This window comes from Embleya scabrispora DSM 41855 (genome assembly GCF_000372745.1).
In the GTDB taxonomy this organism is placed as follows: domain Bacteria; phylum Actinomycetota; class Actinomycetes; order Streptomycetales; family Streptomycetaceae; genus Embleya; species Embleya scabrispora.
Genome location: NZ_KB889668.1, coordinates 53,415 through 71,906 on the forward strand (window position 1 = coordinate 53,415; position 18,492 = coordinate 71,906).

Annotated in this window: 11 protein-coding genes; 8 read left to right on the top strand and 3 right to left on the bottom strand. The window is 70.1% G+C overall.

Features of this window, described 5'->3' with window-relative positions; genetic code table 11:
- Positions 1–102 precede the first annotated feature (102 nt).
- The 3 genes from A3IC_RS0121750 to A3IC_RS0121760 all read right to left on the bottom strand — a co-directional run bounded on the left by A3IC_RS0121750 (position 103) and on the right by A3IC_RS0121760 (position 1,770).
- Entirely contained in the window at positions 103–963 is an 861-nt protein-coding gene (locus tag A3IC_RS0121750) for an arginase family protein (protein ID WP_245599371.1), read from the bottom strand.
- A 91-nt stretch (positions 964–1,054) separates the two neighbouring features.
- The gene (locus A3IC_RS0121755; protein ID WP_020552169.1) at positions 1,055–1,510 is read right to left on the bottom strand and encodes a universal stress protein; all 456 of its coding nucleotides are present in this window, start codon (positions 1,508–1,510) and stop codon (positions 1,055–1,057) included.
- 59 nt (positions 1,511–1,569) lie between these two features.
- Positions 1,570–1,770, bottom strand: a complete 201-nt coding sequence (locus A3IC_RS0121760) for a DUF1918 domain-containing protein (protein ID WP_020552170.1) — start codon at positions 1,768–1,770, stop codon at positions 1,570–1,572.
- Positions 1,771–2,123: 353 nt separating this feature from the next.
- Between A3IC_RS0121760 and A3IC_RS0121765 the strand changes: the two genes are divergently transcribed.
- The 8 genes from A3IC_RS0121765 to A3IC_RS0121800 are packed head-to-tail and all read left to right on the top strand — an operon-like array spanning position 2,124 to position 18,463.
- A complete protein-coding gene (locus A3IC_RS0121765) occupies positions 2,124–3,977 on the top strand; it encodes a hypothetical protein (protein ID WP_158696046.1) in 1,854 nt (617 codons plus the stop codon).
- A 50-nt stretch (positions 3,978–4,027) separates the two neighbouring features.
- Positions 4,028–5,668, top strand: coding sequence for a hypothetical protein (locus A3IC_RS0121770; RefSeq protein WP_020552172.1), 1,641 nt, complete (start codon positions 4,028–4,030; stop codon positions 5,666–5,668).
- A 50-nt stretch (positions 5,669–5,718) separates the two neighbouring features.
- Positions 5,719–7,362: a hypothetical protein gene (locus A3IC_RS0121775; protein WP_106668971.1), complete on the top strand. Its 1,644-nt coding sequence runs from the start codon at positions 5,719–5,721 to the stop codon at positions 7,360–7,362.
- Positions 7,363–7,412: 50 nt separating this feature from the next.
- Entirely contained in the window at positions 7,413–10,193 is a 2,781-nt protein-coding gene (locus A3IC_RS68840; protein ID WP_158696047.1) for a DUF6603 domain-containing protein, read from the top strand.
- Between the two features lie 5 nt (positions 10,194–10,198).
- Complete coding sequence (locus A3IC_RS55755; RefSeq protein WP_158696048.1) at positions 10,199–12,505, top strand: hypothetical protein; 2,307 nt, start codon at positions 10,199–10,201, stop codon at positions 12,503–12,505.
- A complete protein-coding gene (locus A3IC_RS0121790) occupies positions 12,502–16,257 on the top strand; it encodes a hypothetical protein (protein WP_020552176.1) in 3,756 nt (1,251 codons plus the stop codon). Before A3IC_RS55755 ends, A3IC_RS0121790 begins: the two co-directional genes overlap by 4 nt.
- Positions 16,254–17,381, top strand: coding sequence for a hypothetical protein (locus A3IC_RS0121795; RefSeq protein ID WP_020552177.1), 1,128 nt, complete (start codon positions 16,254–16,256; stop codon positions 17,379–17,381). Before A3IC_RS0121790 ends, A3IC_RS0121795 begins: the two co-directional genes overlap by 4 nt.
- Complete coding sequence (locus tag A3IC_RS0121800; RefSeq protein ID WP_020552178.1) at positions 17,378–18,463, top strand: hypothetical protein; 1,086 nt, start codon at positions 17,378–17,380, stop codon at positions 18,461–18,463. The genes A3IC_RS0121795 and A3IC_RS0121800 overlap by 4 nt, the downstream gene beginning before the upstream one ends.
- Positions 18,464–18,492 lie beyond the last annotated feature (29 nt).

An 18,492-nucleotide genomic window follows, 5' to 3' on the forward strand; every position in this document is an offset into this window, starting at 1 on the left:
TGACTTGTCCAGTCTGACTCCGGGAACCGGCGTCGGGCCCGCAAGCACGCGGACCCGGGCCCGGGTGTCGCCCTTCCTGCGCCGTACGAGTGAGCCGACCGGTCACAGGGGCGCCAGGCCGTCGAAGATCTCGTGCAGCACACGTTCGTCGCGGGCCGCGTCGGCGGCGGGTGCCGGCGCGTGCTCGGTGATGCCCAGCCCGGCCACCGCGAACTCCGCGGCCAGTGCCCGCAGCGCCGCGCCCAGCCGCGCCGGAAGCAGGCCGTCCGGCTCCGGCACGGACAGCGCGGTGAACTGTCCCGGGTCCAGGACGTCGAGATCGACGTGGAGGTAGACGTGGGTGGCCCCGGTGGCGGCGACCGCGGCCACCAGGGGGCTCGGGTCGCCGAGCTGCGCGACGGGCAGCAGGCGGATGCCTTCGGCCTCGATGAACCGCGTCTCGGCCGGGTCGACGGCGCGCACCCCGGCAAGGACGAGCCGTCGGGCGGACAGTCGTTGCGCCGGCGGCGGCAGCAGCGCGGCGGGCCCCTGGCCGAGCAGCGTACGCAGCACCATGCCGTGGAAGGCGCCCGAGGGGGAGCTGTCCGGGGTGTTCAGGTCGGGATGGGCGTCGAACCACACCACCGCCAGGCGGTCTCCGTGCCGGCCCACCGCGTGGGCGATCGGGGCGAGTTCGACGCCGCAGTCGCCGCCCACGGTGCACAGGGCGCCGTCGCCCCACCCGTCGAGGGCCTCCCGCGTGCCGGACTGCGCGCGGGCCAGTGCGTCGAGTCGGCGCACGCCGTCCCGATCCGGGGCCGGGTCCGCGTCGACGGCGACGACCGTGCGGCGCTTCGCGGGAAGCAGTGCGCTCAGCCGGTGTGCGCCCGCCACCAGTCGGTCCGGGTGAGCCGTGCCCGACCCCTGCCACTGGGGGACGACCAGGAGATGTTCGAAGCCCGTCGATGCATGAATATGGTTCACTCGACATACATTTACAGGGCGGGTGTGGGCTGTCCAGGGTATTCGGGGCGGCGATCGGCCGACCCGGGTATCGCGCTCGGGGGTCGACCGCTCAGGGGATGACCGTGACCGGCCGGCGGGCCGAGCGCACCGGGCGGATCGCGAGGGAGCCGATCAGCCGGTGGCCGAAGCGTTCGGAGGCGCCGACCACGACCGCGTCGGCGCGCGCCTGGTCGGCCACCTTGGCGATCTCGTGCGCGACGTCGCCGCGCGCCTCGACGAAGCGGTGGCGCACCCGCGGCTCGTCGGCCCGACGGGCGATGTAGTCCGCGATGTCACGCACCGCGTGCGCCTGCTCCATCACCTCGGCGCCCTCGGGTGTGGTGGCGGCGAGCCCGAGCGGAGCACGGACGTACCCACCGACCAGCTCCGCGCCGCCGCGCCGGGCCTGGCCCAGGGCGTAGTCGGCGACGCGGAGCGAGGTTCGGGAGCCGTCCACGCCGACCGGTACGGCCCGCGGCCCGTCCGTACCGAGCTCGAACGTCGGCGGCGGAACGGGGCCGGTCACGAGGGCTCCTCGGGGGAGTGCGGGCGGCGAACCGCCCACCGGGTCGGTTGCCGGGTGCGCTACTCGGAGTCGGCGGAGTCGCGGTGCTCGACGACCGAGTCCGGCCCCGGCGACATGATCGTTTCGTGGCCGTTGGCTGCCCGTACCCGATACGGCGGGGTGCCGTTGGGGCCCAGCACCTCGACGATCTCCACGAAGTGGTCCTGCTGGCCGACGACTCGGCCGTGGATGAGAAGGCGATCTCCCTTGGTGGCGTGCATGCGGCCTGGCTCCTCTGGGTGGATGGCGTGCGGAGAGACCCCGAGTATTCGCATGGTAACAGCTTGATCACTTTGAGTGAGTGATGGATGAGGTGGATCGGCGTCGACGGCCGGAACCGCGTCCCCGTGTTTCGCGCCCGCGGCCACTGCGGCTCCGCCGGTCGCGGGTTTCGACCCACCCGGGTGCGGGCGGGGGTCGATGGCCGGCGATGACCGTCGACTTGCCCGGAGTTGCGGATGTTGCGGATGTTGCACCATTTCAAGACAATCCGCGGCTATCGCACGGCGGGACGAAACCTCCGCCGGGAGTGCGGTTCGAGTCCGGCGAACGGGACCACGGGTCGGTTTTCGCGATGGTCGGACGGCTGTGGAAGGTGACCGAGGCGAGCGAAAGTGGTTCTCGATGGCGGTTGATTGGTGGTAATCATCCTATTTTTGTAACCCGTTGGGAATCGGCCAATCGCCGGGTGTGGACGCTTGTTCCTCTTGACTCCCCGGTTGGCTCACCTCGATGCTCGGTAGTCGTCTCACTTCAGGGAGTGATCGGGATGTCCCGTACCTTGATCGACGCCTTCTTCACCGTTACGGACGAGGAACGACAGATCGGGTATGCGATCCAAGGCGGCCGGGTCGCCCGCTGGGACTGGAACGGCGACAAGGCACTCGACACGGACGCGGCGTTGTTGTCTCGGCGGTGGCCGCGGTTGCCCGAATCGTTCACCGAGGGCTTCGACGCGACCTTGACCACGCCGTCCGACAACCCGTGGACGTGGGTGTTCCGAGACGAGCGATGTCTGCGGCTGAACCCATTGGACGGGACCGTCGCCGAGGTCGCGACGATCTCGGCCCGCTTTCCGGGGTTGCCCGCGGTCTTCACGGCCGGGCTGGACGCGTCGCTGCCGGGTCCGATCGCCAACCAGGTGTACCTGTTTCGCGGCGACCGGTGCGCGCTGTACGACCTACGCGCGTCGAACCTGATCGCGGTTGGGTCGTTGGCCGACACCTGGAGCGGACTCGCCGCGAAAGCCCCGGAGTTCGTGGCCGGCATCAGCGCGGCGACGGTCAACCCCAAGTCGGGCCTGTGCTACCTGTTCCGGGGCGGGAAGTACACGCGCGGCACGCTCGCGACCGGTGTGATCGACCTGGCGGCGAGTGCGGTGGACAACACGTCGTGGGTGGGCTTGATGCCGGCGTTCGCGCGGGGGCATGTGATCGTGCCGGGAGTCGACTCCTACAGCGTCGACTTGGAGACCCACAACGTGACTCGTCCGAACTGGGGCGGCGGGTGGCGCCGGCGCCGAGTCGAGGTCAGTCCCGACGGGCGGTACATCCACGTCCTCGGATGGGAGGAGAACCATCGCGACTGGCACTGCCATGACATGGCCACAGGGCAGGAAGTGGGCAATAGCGGCCAATACTCCTTCATGCGCACCCAGCGAATGACATTCAGCCCCGAGGGCGGCCGCGCGTACTTCGTCCGATCGGGCCAAAGCAGTTTGTGTGCGGTCGGTTTGAATCCGCCGAGATTGTTGTCGGAGATCAGCATCTGGAATCCTGTCGACCCGCCGAACCCGACGACGGGTACGAACGCCGACGCCGAGTCGGATTCCGGCTTGCCGGTGCCGGACGATTGGTGGGACAAGCCGGCGCCCGTGGTCCTGTCACCCGATGCGCGCCGTGTGTATGCCGGTTGGGGTACCGACAATGGTCAAGCCGTCGTGTCCGAAGTGGACCTCGACGAGCAGGTGATGCGGCAGCCGTTCACGCTGCCCGGCCCAGGGCCCATCGCCGACCTGGCCATCTCCGCGGACGGCAGGTTGTTGCACGTGGCGCTCCCCGGCGGGGTGTGCGCGCTGGACCTGCTCACTGGGCAGATCGTGCTCCAAGGCGTATTGCCCGCCTGTACGGCGATGGCACTGACTCCCGACAAGCGGGAACTCTGGTGCCTGCCGACCGCGAGCAACACCGGTGTCCTGGTGACGGATCCGGTGAGTCATCGGATTGTTCGCCGGATTCCCATCGGTGGCCGCGGCGGACTCGGTACACCGAGCGGGCTCGCCTTCAGTCACTTCGGCACCTACGCGTATACGACCCACGAGTCCAGCCGCACCGTGGCCGTCATCGACGCCGGGTGCTATCGCAAGATCGCTTCGATCGTGCTTCCGTACGCCGGCCCGGACTCCAGCCTCGTGTTCACCCCGTACTGAGCCTGAGCTCGCGCCCCACCACAGTCGCCCCCACTATCGAAGGGCCCGCCATGCCCGAGAACCAAGTGGACGCCTTCTTCACCATCGCCAATGCCGGCCAAGGCGCCGAGCAGACCGGATTCGTCGTCCAGGGCAACCGCGTGGCCCGCTACGGCTGGGTGAGCGGTCGCATGCTGGACGGGAGCGCCATTCGGCTCGACCGCCTGTGGCCGTTGCTCCCGACCGCCTTCCGAGCGGGTTTCGACGCGACGCTGACCACTCCGGCGGAGGACCCCTGGACATGGGTTTTTCGTGGCGACCGGTGCCTTCGGTTGCACCCGATCGACGGGACGGTCGCCGAGGAGAGCACGATCGCCGCCCGATTCCCCGGTCTGCCGCCGGGTTTCGCGTCCGGAATCGACGCGGCGCTGCCGGGGCCCACGGGCAGCCAGGTGTTCCTGTTCCGCGCCGATCAGTGTGTGCTGTACGACTCCCGGATCCCGGCCGTGGTAGAGACCAAGTCGCTCGCCGAGATGTGGTCGGGGCTGCAGGCCAAGGCGCCGGCATTCGTGAACGGGATCAACGCAGCCACATACGACCCGAGTTCGGGGGAGTTCCACTTCTTCCGAGGGGCGCAGTACACCAAGGGCGTGCTGGCGACCCGGACGGTCACCCTCGCCGCCACGCCGATCGACGACACCTCCTGGCCGGGCCTGGTCCCGGCCTTCTCGGCGGGCTTCCTGTACCTCGCCACGGAGACGAATCTCGACAGCCAACAGGGCACGTACATCATCGATCTCGAATCGCGTGAGCCGATCGGGAAGATCCCGCACAAGAGCGGAATCGCCGCCCGGCGTGTGGTCACCAGCCCGGATGGTCGATACGTGTACGTGTGCTCGTTCCAGGGGCGAATCTGCGCCGAGACGGCCGCCAACAAGGTCGTGGCGGAGTTCGAGGAGGTCTGGATCAGTGCCCGTGGCGGCATGTCCTTCAGCCCGGACGGCACGCTGATGCACTTCGTGTTTCGCACCATCCCCGGGCCCTACTACCTGGAAACCGTCCACACCGGAACCTTCGACAGTGTCGGTCGCATCACGCTCTCCAGCCTCGGACTCGGCGAGATCGACGTGGGCCCCGGCCAGACCCCCGTGGTCACCGGCCCGGACGACCGGGTGTATGTCGGCATCAACATCGAGCGCACGTGGGGTGCCGTCGCGCAGGTCGACCTGCGCGACCGGGAGGTCCGCCAGGTGTTCCGGATCCCCGACGCCGGCCTGATGCGCGACCTCACCCTCTCTCCCGACGGCACCGTGCTGCACGTGGCGCACCTCAACGGTGTCGCCGCGCTCGACGTGCGCAACGGCGCGATCCTGCGGCAGGGGCTGCTGCCGACTTGCTCCTGGATCGAACTCACCCCGGACGGCTCCGAGTTGTACTGCGGGCCGGTCGCGCAGGGGCAGGGCCTACTGGTCGCGGATCCGGCCGACCACGGCGTGCGGCACCGCATCCCGATCAAGGCGGGCGGTGGCCCGGGGACGCCCAGGGGCGTGGCGTTCAGTCACCGGGGCGAGTTCGCGTATGTGACGGAGGACGAGACATACCAACAGACGTCCATCGCGATCGTCGACACCGCCGAGCACCGGAAGATCGCGTCCATCCCGCTCTCACGTGACATCACCCGCCTCGACCGGGTCGCCTACGCCCCCTACTGATCGGGCCCGTCGACCGTTGCGCCCGTACCGAACCGTTGGAGGACTTTGTCGTGCCCGAACACCAAGTGGACGCCTTCTTCACCATCGCCAATGCCGGCCAAGGCATCGAACAGACCGGGTTCGTCGTGCGGGGCGACCGTGCGGCCCGCTACGGCTGGGTGAGCGGGCGGATGTTGGACGGGGCGGTGCCGCTCGCGCGCCGCTGGCCGGGTTTGCCCGCCGTTTTCCGGGCCGGCTTCGACGCGGCGTTGACGCTGCCGTCGGACGACCCGTGGACGCTGGTGTTTCGTGGGACGCAGTGTCTGCGGCTGCATCCGTTGGAGGGGAGCGTCGCCGAAGTCACCACGATCGCGGCGCGGTTCCCGGGATTGCCGGCCGGGTTCGGATCCGGGATCGACGCGGCGTTGCCGGGTCCGACCGGCAGTCAGGTGTTCCTGTTCCGGGGCAATCAGTGCGTGCTGTACGACACGCGTATCCCGGCCGTGGTCGAGACCGAGTCGCTCGCCGAGATGTGGTCGGGGTTGCAGGCCAAGGCACCGGCGTTCGTGAACGGGATCAGTGCGGCGACCTACGACCCGAGCAAGGGCGAGTTCCACCTCTTTCGCGGCATGCAGTACACCAAGGGCGTCCTGGCCACCCGCACGGTCACTGCCAACGCGGCGGCGATCGACGAGAGTTCGTGGCCGGGTCTGGTGCCGACCTTCGCCCCGGGACACGTGTACGTGAGCCATGGGTCCGGCCGTCCGCTCGACATCGTGGACGTGGCGGCGGGAAAGGTGAGCGGCAACCTGGACATCCGGGTCGCCTCGGACGCGGCCAAGACGCTCGCCGTCAGCCCCGACGGTCGCCACCTGTATGTCCGGGCCGAGCGATCCTGGGTGTGCCTGGACACGACGACGCATCGTGTCCTGGCCCGGACCCCGGAGATCGCGACGGGACTGACCGCCACCAACACCGGGTTCAGCGCGGACGGCCGGTTCGTGCACGGGGTGCTCAGCGTTGAGCAAGGCCCGATCTACCTGGATACGTATCCGGTCGGCAGCGCCCAACGCACCCGGCGGATCGAGATCCGTGCGGGTGACCTGTTCGCCGACCCGGCCGAAGCCGCCAAGGCCGGGAGCCTGTATGTATTCGATTCCCCCTTGCTCTCGGTGCCGGGCGGCCGGCACCTCTACTTCGGCGGCAGCGTCGACGGGAACGCCGTCGTGATCGAGGTCGACGATCAGTCCGGTCTGGTCCGACAGGGCTTCCGGATCCCCGGCTCCCAGGGGGTCGAGGACCTGGCCGTGTCGCCGGACGGGCTCTTCGTGCACGTGGCCACTCGCAGCGATGTGGCGACCGTCGACGTGCGCAACGGAAACATCCGGCGTCAAGGGGTGCTTCCGGTGTGCGAAAACATCGCGCTGACTCCGGACGGTCTGTCGTTGTACTGCCTGCCCGAGGCCGACAAGAGCGGGATCCTCGTGGTCGATCCGGTCGACCACAGCGTGCGCTATCGGATTCCGGTGGGCGGCCAAGGCGGCCTCGGCACCCCGCACGGGATCGCGTTCGACTTCGCCGGTACGTACGCCTTCGTCGGCGAGCGCGAATCGATGGCCGTGTCGATCGTCGACACCGCCGAGCATGTGCTGGACCGCGCGATCCCGGTCGCCGCAGGCGGATGGCCACGCGCCATCGCCTTCACCGTCTACTGACCCATCCCGCCCCACCTCGCGACACCCACCCCCACCGCCGAGGAGGCTCCGTGTCCCTTGCCGCCGAACCCGTCACGTTGCTCGACATGTTCAACGCCATCGAGGAACCGATGGTGGAACTCCCGGACGAGCTGGTCCCGTTCCTGGAGAACGTGTTCCAGTACACCGACCTTCCGGTCGGCGAGAGGCTCTACACCGCCCGCTCGCCCGGCTACGACCAGCCCGGTCAGGCCAGCCCGGTGGACATGGTGTTCATCAAGACCAACCGCGTGGGGAACGCTTCGCTGAAGGCGGCCGTGCTCGACGTCCGGATCGGCTTCGACGCCTCCGGGCTGACCCTGATCGGCGAGAGCATCCCCAAGGGCGCGTTCGTCTTCCCGGCCCTGCGGATCGTCTACGTCTCCCGCCCGATCAACGTGGACGAGGTGCAGCAGCTCAACACGGTGTTGCGCGGATACGGCGCCACCGAGACGATGTTCCCGATCCCCAACATCGCCACCGAGCACGCCTGGCCGGAGAAGTTCACCGCAGTGCTGAGCTGGTGGGTCAACGGCGGCGAACTGCCCGCGCTGGCGATTTCGTTGGTGCCGAAGGATCCCAAGCCGCCCAAGCCACCCGAGCCGGACAAGGACATCCGGGTCCCCGGCCTGCCGGTGTCCTTCGGCCCGGTCGAGATCGCCGCCGTCCGGCGGGTCCGGGACAAGCAGGGGTTGCGGATCTTCCTGGTCGGCGAGTTCCGGGTCTCGGGCTTCACCTTCCAGTTGGACGGCCTCGGCATCGTCATCCCGCTCAAGGGCGGCTTCATCCCGCAGCCGCAACTCATGGGTGCCGGGCTCGACATCACCCGCGTCAGTCCACCGATGCAGATCATGGCCGCCCTGCGCTGGGCCGGCGCCCGGGACGACATGCTCGCGGGCGGGCTGGTCGGCCTGGTCAAGGTGACCACGCCCGCCGTCGAAGTCCTGGGCGCGGGTGGGTTCTTTCGTGCCACCGAAAAATTCAACTCGGTCTTCCTGTACGTCGAGGCGCTGCTCGCGGGCGGCCGATCGTTGTTCGGGCCGCCACCGTTCACCGTCACCGGGCTCTCCGCCGGATTCGGCATCAACAGCACCATCAAGCCGCCCGCCGCGAGTCAACTGCCCGTCTTCCCGCTGGTCTCCCGCCTGGACAAGGCGCCGGCGACACCCGAGGACCCGACCCCCGAGCCGCCGACACCGATGAAGATGCTGGACGACCTGGCCGGGAAGACCGGGTGGATCCGGCCCGAGGACGGCTCGTACTGGGCTGCGATCGGCGTGCAGTTCACGTCCTTCCGCTTCATCGAGACCAAGGCGCTCGCGCTCGTCGAGTTCGGCAACCGACTCAACCTGATGCTGCTGGGCCGCACCTCGATCACCTTCCCGAAGAACGCCGACGTCGGCGGCCGGGTGCACGCGCGGTTGAACATCGACCTGCGCCTGGCGTACCTGTCCGACCAGCACCTGATCAGCCTGGATGTCGCGGTCGCGCCCGGCTCGTTCTTCTTCGACCCGGCCTGCGAGCTGACCGGTGGGATCGCGCTGTGCGTGTGGACCGGCGGCGATCGCGGCGGCGACTTCGTGATCAGCATCGGCGGCTATCACCCGCAGTTCGCCCGACCCGACTACTACCCCACGCCCACCCGGCTCGGCTTCCGCTGGAATCCGTGCAGCCGGGTGGTGATCCAGGCACAGGGCTACACCGCGCTCACCCCGGGCGCGATCATGTTCGGCGGCGCGCTGGCCGCCCGCTATGAGAAGGGACTGCTCAGCGCGTGGTTCACCGCGCATCTGGACGCGCTGATCCAGTGGAAGCCGTTCTACCTCGACATCGCGATGGGCATCTCGATCGGCGTCGCCTTCACCATCAAGGTGATCGTCAAGATCCGGGTCTCCATCGAGGTGGGGATCGACCTGCAACTGTGGACGCCGCCGCTCGGCGGTCATGTCAGTGTCAAGGTCTGGTTCATCTCGTTCGGCTTCGACTTCGGTTCGGCGCGCAAGGGCGCTCCGCCGGTGCCGTGGAGCGAGTTCCGGATGCAACTGCCGTCGCCGATCCGGGCCAAGCCGGAAAAGGGCCTGCTGCTGGACGTGGACGAGTCGGAGAGCGAGGCGCGCAGCGCAGCGAAGGAGCCGCTGTTGGTCTCCTCCGACGGGTTCGCCTTCTCCACCGAGGCGGCGGTACCGGCGTCGGTGATCCGGCTCAACGGCGAGGTGTTCGCCACCGCCGACGAGAAGGTGAACATTCGGCCGATGGGCAAGGCCGGACTGACCTCCGAGCACATCGTCACGATCGACCTCGACGACCTGGAGTTCACCCCTGATCCGGAGATCTGGAAGCTGAAGGTCATCCACCGCGACCTGCCCCAGGCGATGTGGGGCAAACCGGTGACCAAGCCCTCGCCTACGGAACCCGGCCTGGAACCGGGCCTGTTCACCGGCCTGCACGTCGAGGTGCCCGGCCCCGATCTGAGCCCCGGTCTGGGCCCGGTCACCTCGGCCGCGCTCGACATCGAGCCGCAGGACGACGGCTACACCCCGCTGCGCGACGCCGCAGCCAAGGGGCCCGCCCCGCTCCCCGACCCGAACAGCGTCCGCAAGATCGTCGACACGCTCGCCACGTCGACCACCGCCATCCGGCGAAGTGCCGTATACGACGCGCTGACCCGCCTGGGCGCCGCGCCCGAGAAGGACACCGACGGCGAACTGACCGAGTACGCCCGCCTGGTCGGCCGCATCATGGTCGACCCGCCGCTGACCACGACCGCCGCACAGTCCGGCGACACCCTGTCCGTGCCGATCGCAGCGAGGTGAGCCGCGTGCCCGAAGCCTTCGAACCGAACAAGCCGCCCCGACTCGACGTCACCTTCCACGACTACCTCGTCCCGCGCGCCGACCCGGGCGTGTACACCGTGCGCGCCGAGCACCTGCTCGAAGAGGCGGACGGGACCCGCGTCGACACCGAACCGCTGCCCGCCGCCGAGCAGAAGTTCGAGATCCGCGCGGCCCGCTTCACGCTGCACGAGACGTCCGTGCATGCGTTCTACCCGCCCGCCGGGTCCAGTGGCCGCTACGACGCGGTGCTGCCGCACATCACCCTCGATCGGGCGATCCTGCCGTGGGAACGGCCGCTCACCGGCGCCCGCTCGCGCGCCCGGGCTCCCTGGGTCGCCCTGTTGGTCTTCCGCGAGGGCGAACTGCCCGACGACCCGGCGGCCACGGGAGACACCAAGCCGCACACCGTCGCCGAACTGATCGAGCCGGTCGAGACGGACGTGATCGGCCCCATCCTCAAGCCGAAGGGGATCACTCCCGGCATCGCCGCGAGCACGTGCGCCACCATCGACGTGCCGCGTGAGGTCTTTCGTCGGGTGGCGCCACACCAGGAGGAGATGTACTACCTCGCGCACATGCGTGACGTGGCTCGTCCGGTGCAACGCGCCGACGGGGAATTCCTGATGGAGGGCAAGTACGCGGTCGTCACGGCCAATCGTTTTCCGCGCGAAGCCGGCCGCTATACCGCGCATCTGGTCTCGCTCGAAGGCTACGAGGCCCAACTCGCCCCGGGCGCTCCCGGAACCCATCGCGCGCTGCGCCTGGTGTCGCTGTCCTCCTGGGCGTTCACCACCGACCTCACCAACGCCCTCGACATCCCGGAGATGCTCCGTCACCTGGTCGAGCCGAGTTGGTCCGGCCACCCGGAGGATCTCGCGCTGCGGATCAACCCGCCGAAGGGACAACCCCAGGACGATGCGGAGCGGTACGCCCGGGCCCGGCTCGAACTGGGCTATGCGCCGGTGCCGTTCCAGACCCTCTCCGGCGAACTCACCTACGCGTGGTACCGGGGCCCGGCCACTCCGGTCACCGCTCCGGAGGTGCCGGATCAGGTGGGCGGACGCGGGTACACGACGGCCGACCACGCATTGATCTACGAGCAGGATCACGGCCTGTTCGACGTCAGCTACGCGGCGGCCTGGACGCTCGGCCGCACGATCGCACTCGCCGATCCGGACTACTCGGCCCAGCTCACCCGCGCACGCCGCGAACTGGCCAACCGAGCGGCCACCTTGCGGGCGATGGGCGCCGACCCGGCCCGCGCCCGGACCGATCCCGACACCGGCCGTGGCCTGGCCGCCCTGCACGAACTCGCTTCGGACGGCGGCCGATCCCTGGCCGCCGCGCTGACCGAACCGGTCGAGCCGGGCCCGGCACCGCGCGTGGCCGGCCGCCGACGGCTGAACCGTGCCGAGGGCCGTGCACTGCTCGCCGAGGAGCGCTCGGTGTCCCTGCTGCGCAGCACGGCCGCGCGGAACACCGGCGACATGCCCGCCTGGCTGGACGAATTGGGCCTGCTGCGCGGCATCCCGTTCTGTTACCTGGTGCCGGACCCGAGGATGTTGCCGCCCGAGTCGATGCGGATGTTCCGGATCGACGAGCGCTGGCTGGACGCGGTCCTGGCCGGCGCGAGCGACGTCGGCCTGCACACCACGCTGGACCGCGACGTGGATACGCACCTGCGCGCCGTGGTCTCCCGCAGCCGGCGCAGCGAACTCGTGCCCGGCGCCGGATTGTTGATCAACTCCGAACTGGTCAAGGCATGGCCGGATTTCCCGCTGGTGGCGAAGACCGCCGCGGACACGCCGATCGCCGAGTTGCGTCAGGAGCGCCTGACCTCGAACATCCTCCTCTACCTGTTCCAGGACGTGCCGGACGTGATCGAGATCCGCGAGCCCGGCCAGGGCATCCACTTCGGCATCGACATCGGTGACCGGATCGGCCTGCGCAGCCTCGACGGGGTCGAGGACCCGCTCGGCGGATCCACCGGCGAGTACTTCCCGGACCCCGACCACCCCGACGGCGACACGGTGTTCAGCAAGTACCTGCGCTACCGCCCCGACGGGGGTGAACGCGACGTCCTGCGCCTGTTCGGCGTCGACGGCCTCGTGCCCGGCCTGGCCGGCGCGTTCGAGCTGGAGGATCTGACGCCGTCGCAGTTCGCCGTGCAGTTGATCAACTCGCCGGTCCGCCAGCGGCTCGTCCCCAGGGGGCCGGCCTTCCCGGCCGCCGGAAGCACCGGGCCTGTCCCGCCCGCCCCGCCCGCCACGACCACCGGGAGCCTGCGATGACGGACACCGATCCCGACCTGATCGTCCCCGTCCGGGTGCATGCCCTGGTGGTGAACGAGACGGTCAAGGAGAGCAACGCCTTCGCTCGCTGGCAGCCCAACTTCGACGACATGTTGAAGAAGCGGAAGGCCGCCGAGCCGGAACCCGGCAAGGGCACCACGGGTGTTGCGTTCGGCGTGCACGTGCAGTGGCAGCTGCCCGAGGCGCTGACCTCCGGCCACTACGACCCCGAGACCGGCGAGACCACGTTCCCGCTGGTGCCCAATCGCTGGCTGGTGGTCCGCCACCACACGGTGCCCTCGCCGCGACCCGGCGCGGGCCAGACCCGGGCGGCGGCCTGGCTGATCCAGAGCGACCACCTCCAGCACGCCCACGGCACCGGCAAACGAGGCACCTGTCCGTACTTGTCCGAGAAGCCCGGAGAACCCGGTGAACTCCGCGAGGACTGGATCGGGCGGGCGCACGATCTGCGCACGGGCGGCTGGACCGAACCGGCCCCGGTCAAGCCGTTTTTGACCGCGATCGGCCCCGGGTTGCCCGCCTTCGCCGGCTTCCAGCCCTATCACCAGAACGTGTTCTCGTTCCACGACCCGCTCACCGACCTGATCGAGCGGAACGTGCCCGCCACCACCACCCTGAGCTACTTCGTGCTCGGCTGGTACACCACCGACACCGCCGACTTCCTGCTCCGCGCCCGCACAATTCCCGGCCTGCTCCCGCCCGGCGCGAACGGCACCGACGACCTGTTGCGCGCCCTGGGTTGGGCGCTGCCCGGCTACACCGACCTCCCGGAGGAGCAGACCCCGCCCGCCGGCCCACAGCGCTCGATCTACGCCGGCACCGCCCTGGGCATCCCGTGGACCTACTACGACTGGTCGCCCGAGGACGATATGCCCGCCCGTCCGGAGCAACTCCCGGTCGCCGTCGGACACAGCACCGCCGACGCGCTCGGCGAGATCGCCGCGCGCCAGTCCCGCTGTGGCCGAACCGGCGAACTGATCAAGGCCCTGTACAACGGCACCATCGACGGCCTGGACCAGGCGGGCGGCGGCGAGGATCTGGACGAGATCACCCGCCGCGCCTGGTTCTCCGTATCCGCGTCCGGCTACACCTGGCAGATCGTGCCCAGGCCCACCGACAGTCCCGAACCCGCCCGGGCCGCACCCACCGGAACCCCGCCGTGGCTGACCGAACTCAATGCGCAGCAGCGGCGCCACGACGCGGCCGGTCGCGAACTCGCACACGTCCAGGAACGGTTGCGCACGCTGTGGTGGCTCAAGGGCCTGCCCGGAGAGCACCCCGAGGGCTTCGACGAGGCCGCCGCGGAACAGCTCAACCCGGAGATCGCGGGTACGCCGGCCGCGCGCGCCGCCGCCCTCGACGCCGAACTGATTGAACTGCGCGAGTACATCCCGCAGGGCATCACCTCCGAACAGATGCAGGCGGACATCGACCGGTTCGCCGACGATCACCGCTTGGCCCCCGACCTGGAACTGCGCCGCGTCGCCGAGCCGCCCTTCCACCGCACCGGCGATCCCGTCGTGCTGATCACCGGTGCGGGCGTCAAGGACCCGCTCACCCGCGACCCCGACAACCCGCTGCCGTGCCGCACGGAGTCCGGGTTGCTGACCTCACTGCGGGTGAACGGTGAATGGATCGACACGCGAGACGTCGTGCTGCCGCCGCTCGACCTGCCCGATCCCGGCCCGATCGAGGTCGCCGGCCTGCCCGGGCCCGCCGGGGCGCTGCTGGCCGAATTCACCCTGCTGGACCGGGCCGCGCGAGTGCCGGCCACCGGCGATCCGGACGGGGGCAGCGCACTCGCCATGGCCCTGGCCAGGCAGGCCGGGAACGTGCGCGGTGTCCTCGGCGAGTACGCCGCGGTGTGGCGCCAGCCCTGGCTGCCGATGTACCTGGAATGGGACCTGCGCTATCACCCCATCCCGTACCAGGAGGAGGACGGCTCCCGGAACTGGACCTTCGAGGGCAGCAGTTACAAGTGGGAGGGATCCGGCGCCAATCCGGGCAACGGCGAGGACGGGCCGGAGTGGATCCCCTTCACCGCGCGGACCTTCCTTACCCCGAGCGCGCCGTACGTACTGGCCAAGCAGATCGACCGGCTGCTCGACACCTACGGCGGCAGCCCGGCGGAACTGTCGAGCCTGCGCACCCTGCGCGACACCTACGCCGAGTTGGATGTGCTCGCGCAGACCCTGGACGGCTTCAACGAGACGCTGCTCATGCGCGACATCGGCGCGCGCAACGCCACCCCGGCGGCGGTGGCCCGACTCACCGGGGAGGCCGGGCACGTCGCGTCGCCCGGATTGCCGGGCGACGTCGACGTCGACTTTCGCTTCCAACCGGTGCGCGCGGGCCAGTTCTACTTCCGCGATCTGCGGATCGTCGACCGATTCGGCCGCTCGGCCGTGATCGCCAACACGCTGGGGGACGGGCATCTCCAATTGGAACTGGTGCCCACCCCCAGCACGCTGCCCAGCGGTCCGCTGGAGGAGGGCATCGAGGCACCGGACCGCTTCGCCCAACTGCCGCCCAGGTTGCTCCAGGACGCACGGGTGCGGATGCGTACGGTGTCCGGTCGCGACGACGCCGAGGCGCCCGCCGGGAGCGCTGCTCGCGTCGGCGACCCGGCCGGCCCGCTCGTCGGCTGGGTGCTGATCAACCGGCTCGACGACAACCTGCTCGTGTACGGGCCGGACGGAGAGGCTTTCGGCGAACTGCGGATCGTGCGCACCGGCGGGGACACCACGGAGACCATGTGGACCCCGCTGCCGTCGTCGCCATACCACGACGAGAGCGACGAGGATTTCGGGCGCGAACACCCGAACCTGGCCGAATTCGTCCGTGAACTGGTCGGTCCGGTGGGCCCGTTCACGGCGCTGCTGGCCACGATCGACCAGGGCGTCGAGGGCATGACCGACACCGCCGCTCAGGACGACCGCGCGCCCGCCCGACTGGTCGGCCGGCCGGTCGCGCTGTACCGCATGCGGCTGGACGTCGAGCTGCGCGGCGACCCGTTGAGCAACCCGGGTTGGCGGTACGCGCTCGGTGGGTCGGACGAGGTGTACCCCGACTACAGGTGGCCGATCCGGCTGGGCGATCCAGACCGGCTCACCGACGGGCTGATCGGCTACTACGCGAGCGCCGAGGGGCCCGGGGGCCGGACCGACTACAGCAGCCTGCATGTCGTGGAGGCCGCGGTCCGGGATCCCTACCTGGTCGAGATCGGCAACGGCGCGGGCCTGGAACTACCGGCCCGCCCCACCGAGGGTGAGGCCGTCTCGCACTACCTCACCATCCTGGCCGACCCGCACAACCCGATCCACGCCACCACGGACATCCTCCCGGTGACCGATCTGGAACTGCCCGCCGATCTGGTGCACCAGGCCCTGCTGCGCATTCGTGCCGCGTTCCGGCTCAACCCGCTGCTGGCGCCGACCCGGATCCCGGCCATCGAACCCGCTCGGCCGAGCGGCGGCCGGTACGCGCGGATCGGCACCTTCGGTGACGAACAGCCGCTGCCGGAGGAGATGTTGGTGATGATCCGGCCGGCCGCCTGGCATGGCACGTGGACCTGGGCCGAGCCGCTGTCGGCGGTGGACGGCGACTGGCAGGAGCGGGCGATCCTGGCCGCGGACGCGGTTCCGCACCCCGACGACCCGGTGCCGCACGCGCGTGCCGGCTATCTGCTCCTGCAACCGGCCCAGGCCGCCGACGAGGAGGAACTCACGTGAGGCGATACGCCGCGTTCGAGGACACCGCGCTGACCCTGACGCTGGCCCCGGTGCCCTCGGTGGTCAACGTCAGCACCCCGAAGAAGCCGCAACTCCTCGCCCTCGAACTGACCGTCCGCGGCCGGGCCGAGGCGCCGGTGTACCTGGACCGGATCGACATCGCCATCCCGCACGGCCCCGGCGCGAGCGAACTGACCACCACCGCCGTCGCGTCGATCAAGGACGGCACGGACTACGAGACGCCGCCGGACCAGGGGTGGAGCGCCGAGGCGAGCCTGGTCGGCGGCATCGCGACCGTCTCCTTCACCAACCGGCGCGGGGTCTACGCGGACGGCGATTTCGCGGTCACGATGATCCTGTACGACTTCCACGTCAACGAGGAGGTCGGCACCGCCGAGATCGTGGTCGACGAGTGGACCTCGCCCAAGGAGGACGACGAGACCACACGGCGCACGACCCGATTCCCGATCGACAAGTGGCCGGCGGACTTCACCTTCGCCAACTTCCGCCCCGACGACGCCACGGTCCGCAACGGCGAGACCGTCATGCTGCGTTGGGAGCGCAGCCGAGGCCCGAAGTACACGATGTACTGGGACGGCGGATCCGAGGACGTCACCGCGCGCAGCTCGTGGCCTTCGAAGAAGCTGTACCACACCACGGGTTTCATGCTCGTCGCCGTCGACGGCGAGGGTGCCGGTCGCCGTACGTACGCGCTCACCACGGCGGTCACCGTCACCGAGCCGAACCTGCTCGTGGGCAATCTCGATGTCAATGGCATCACCCAACTCCAGGGCCCGAGACAGCAGTTCCCCCTGCCGGCGTCCGGGACCTCGCAGTACTACCGAGCCGCCACCGACGGAACGCTGGTCGGATATCTCTCCGGCCGCAGCGGCGCGCCGAGTTCGACCCTGGCCGCCACCGTGTACCGGGCCGGCGCGAACGAGTACACGATGCGCTTCAGCTCGGAGAACCCGGCGGCGACGCCACCCCGGGAGACCCCGATCAGCGTGCCGGTGCCGCAGGACGCCGAGGTGCTGCTGTACTTCGGCGGACAGAGCGGGGACACCCTCGACCTGGTCTGGCTGCCGCAGGGCACCGGCGGGTTCGAGGTGATGTCGCGATGAGGGTCGGAGCCGAACCGCTGCTCGCGTACGCACTCACCACCGACCCGGATCCGATCCGGGTCGGTGCGCCGGCCACGCTGCGTCTGGTCGCCCGCGGTGGCATGGCCCCCGCGTACTGCCGGCGGATCAGTCTCGGGATACCGACGGGCACGGGAGCCGGCGCGCTCACCGCCGATCCGGCCTCGATCGTCACACCACCGGTCCAGGGCGGCGGACACCAGGATCAGGGCGGCGGCTGGACGATCGCCCGCTCCACCCCGAGCGGCTCGGCCGTGTTCACCGCGACTCCGAACGCGGCCAGGGGTTGGCTGGCCGGGGTCACGCCATTGACCCTCGAACTCGGCGCCGTCGCGGTCAACGCGGCGCTCGGCGGGACGGTGCTGACCGTCACCGAGGAGACCAGCGCCGACGGCACGAACTGGGTCGCCCGGACGGCGGAGCTCGGCGTCCCCAAGTTTCCCGCCGACTTCGCCTTCCGCTACTTCGCCCCGAGTGCGATCCACGTCGCCAACGGTTCGTGCGTCAGGCTCACCTGGCAGGGTTCGCCGGCCGTCTACACGATGCGCTGGGGCCTGCGGGGCGAGTGCGATGTCAGTGCGGTCAAGGAGTGGGACTCGCCGCCGCTGCACGACACCACGACCTTCCGGCTCGCCGCGACCCTGCCCGGCGGTACCGCCGAGCGGGTGCTCACCACCACCGTGACCGTCTTCCGGCCGCACCTGCGGGTGCGGGATCTCGCCGCTCGGCGCCACGTGCGGATGATCGGCGCAGATCAGCGGCTGGACCCGCCGCGATCGGGCCCGGCGCTGCGCCTGCGGGCCGAAACGGACGGGATCCTGGTCGGTCACGTGCGGGCGAAGGCCGGCGCGGCGCCGGCCACGATCAGGGTGGGCACCGCGGAGTACGCGCAGATCTTCACGTCGGACAACCGGGACACCTCGCGGGTCCCGGCGGAGACTCCGTTCCATGTGCCGATCCGCCGCGGTGCGCTGGTCGAGATCGGCGCGAGCGGCGGTGCCGACGACGACTTCGGGCTCACGTGGTTGCCGATGGGAACAGGCCGCCTGGCCCCCGCCGACTGAGCGGATCGGGGGCGGGGGCGGCGGAGCGG

What these genes read in the sequence shown, in the direction of transcription:
- A3IC_RS0121760 (WP_020552170.1), bottom strand. Translation starts at nt 1,770, where the DNA reads ATGCACGCCACCAAGGGAGATCGCCTTCTCATCCACGGCCGAGTCGTC.
- A3IC_RS0121765 (WP_158696046.1), top strand. Translation starts at nt 2,124, where the DNA reads ATGGTCGGACGGCTGTGGAAGGTGACCGAGGCGAGCGAAAGTGGTTCT.
- A3IC_RS0121770 (WP_020552172.1), top strand. Translation starts at nt 4,028, where the DNA reads ATGCCCGAGAACCAAGTGGACGCCTTCTTCACCATCGCCAATGCCGGC.
- A3IC_RS0121790 (WP_020552176.1), top strand. Translation starts at nt 12,502, where the DNA reads ATGACGGACACCGATCCCGACCTGATCGTCCCCGTCCGGGTGCATGCC.
- A3IC_RS0121800 (WP_020552178.1), top strand. Translation starts at nt 17,378, where the DNA reads ATGAGGGTCGGAGCCGAACCGCTGCTCGCGTACGCACTCACCACCGAC.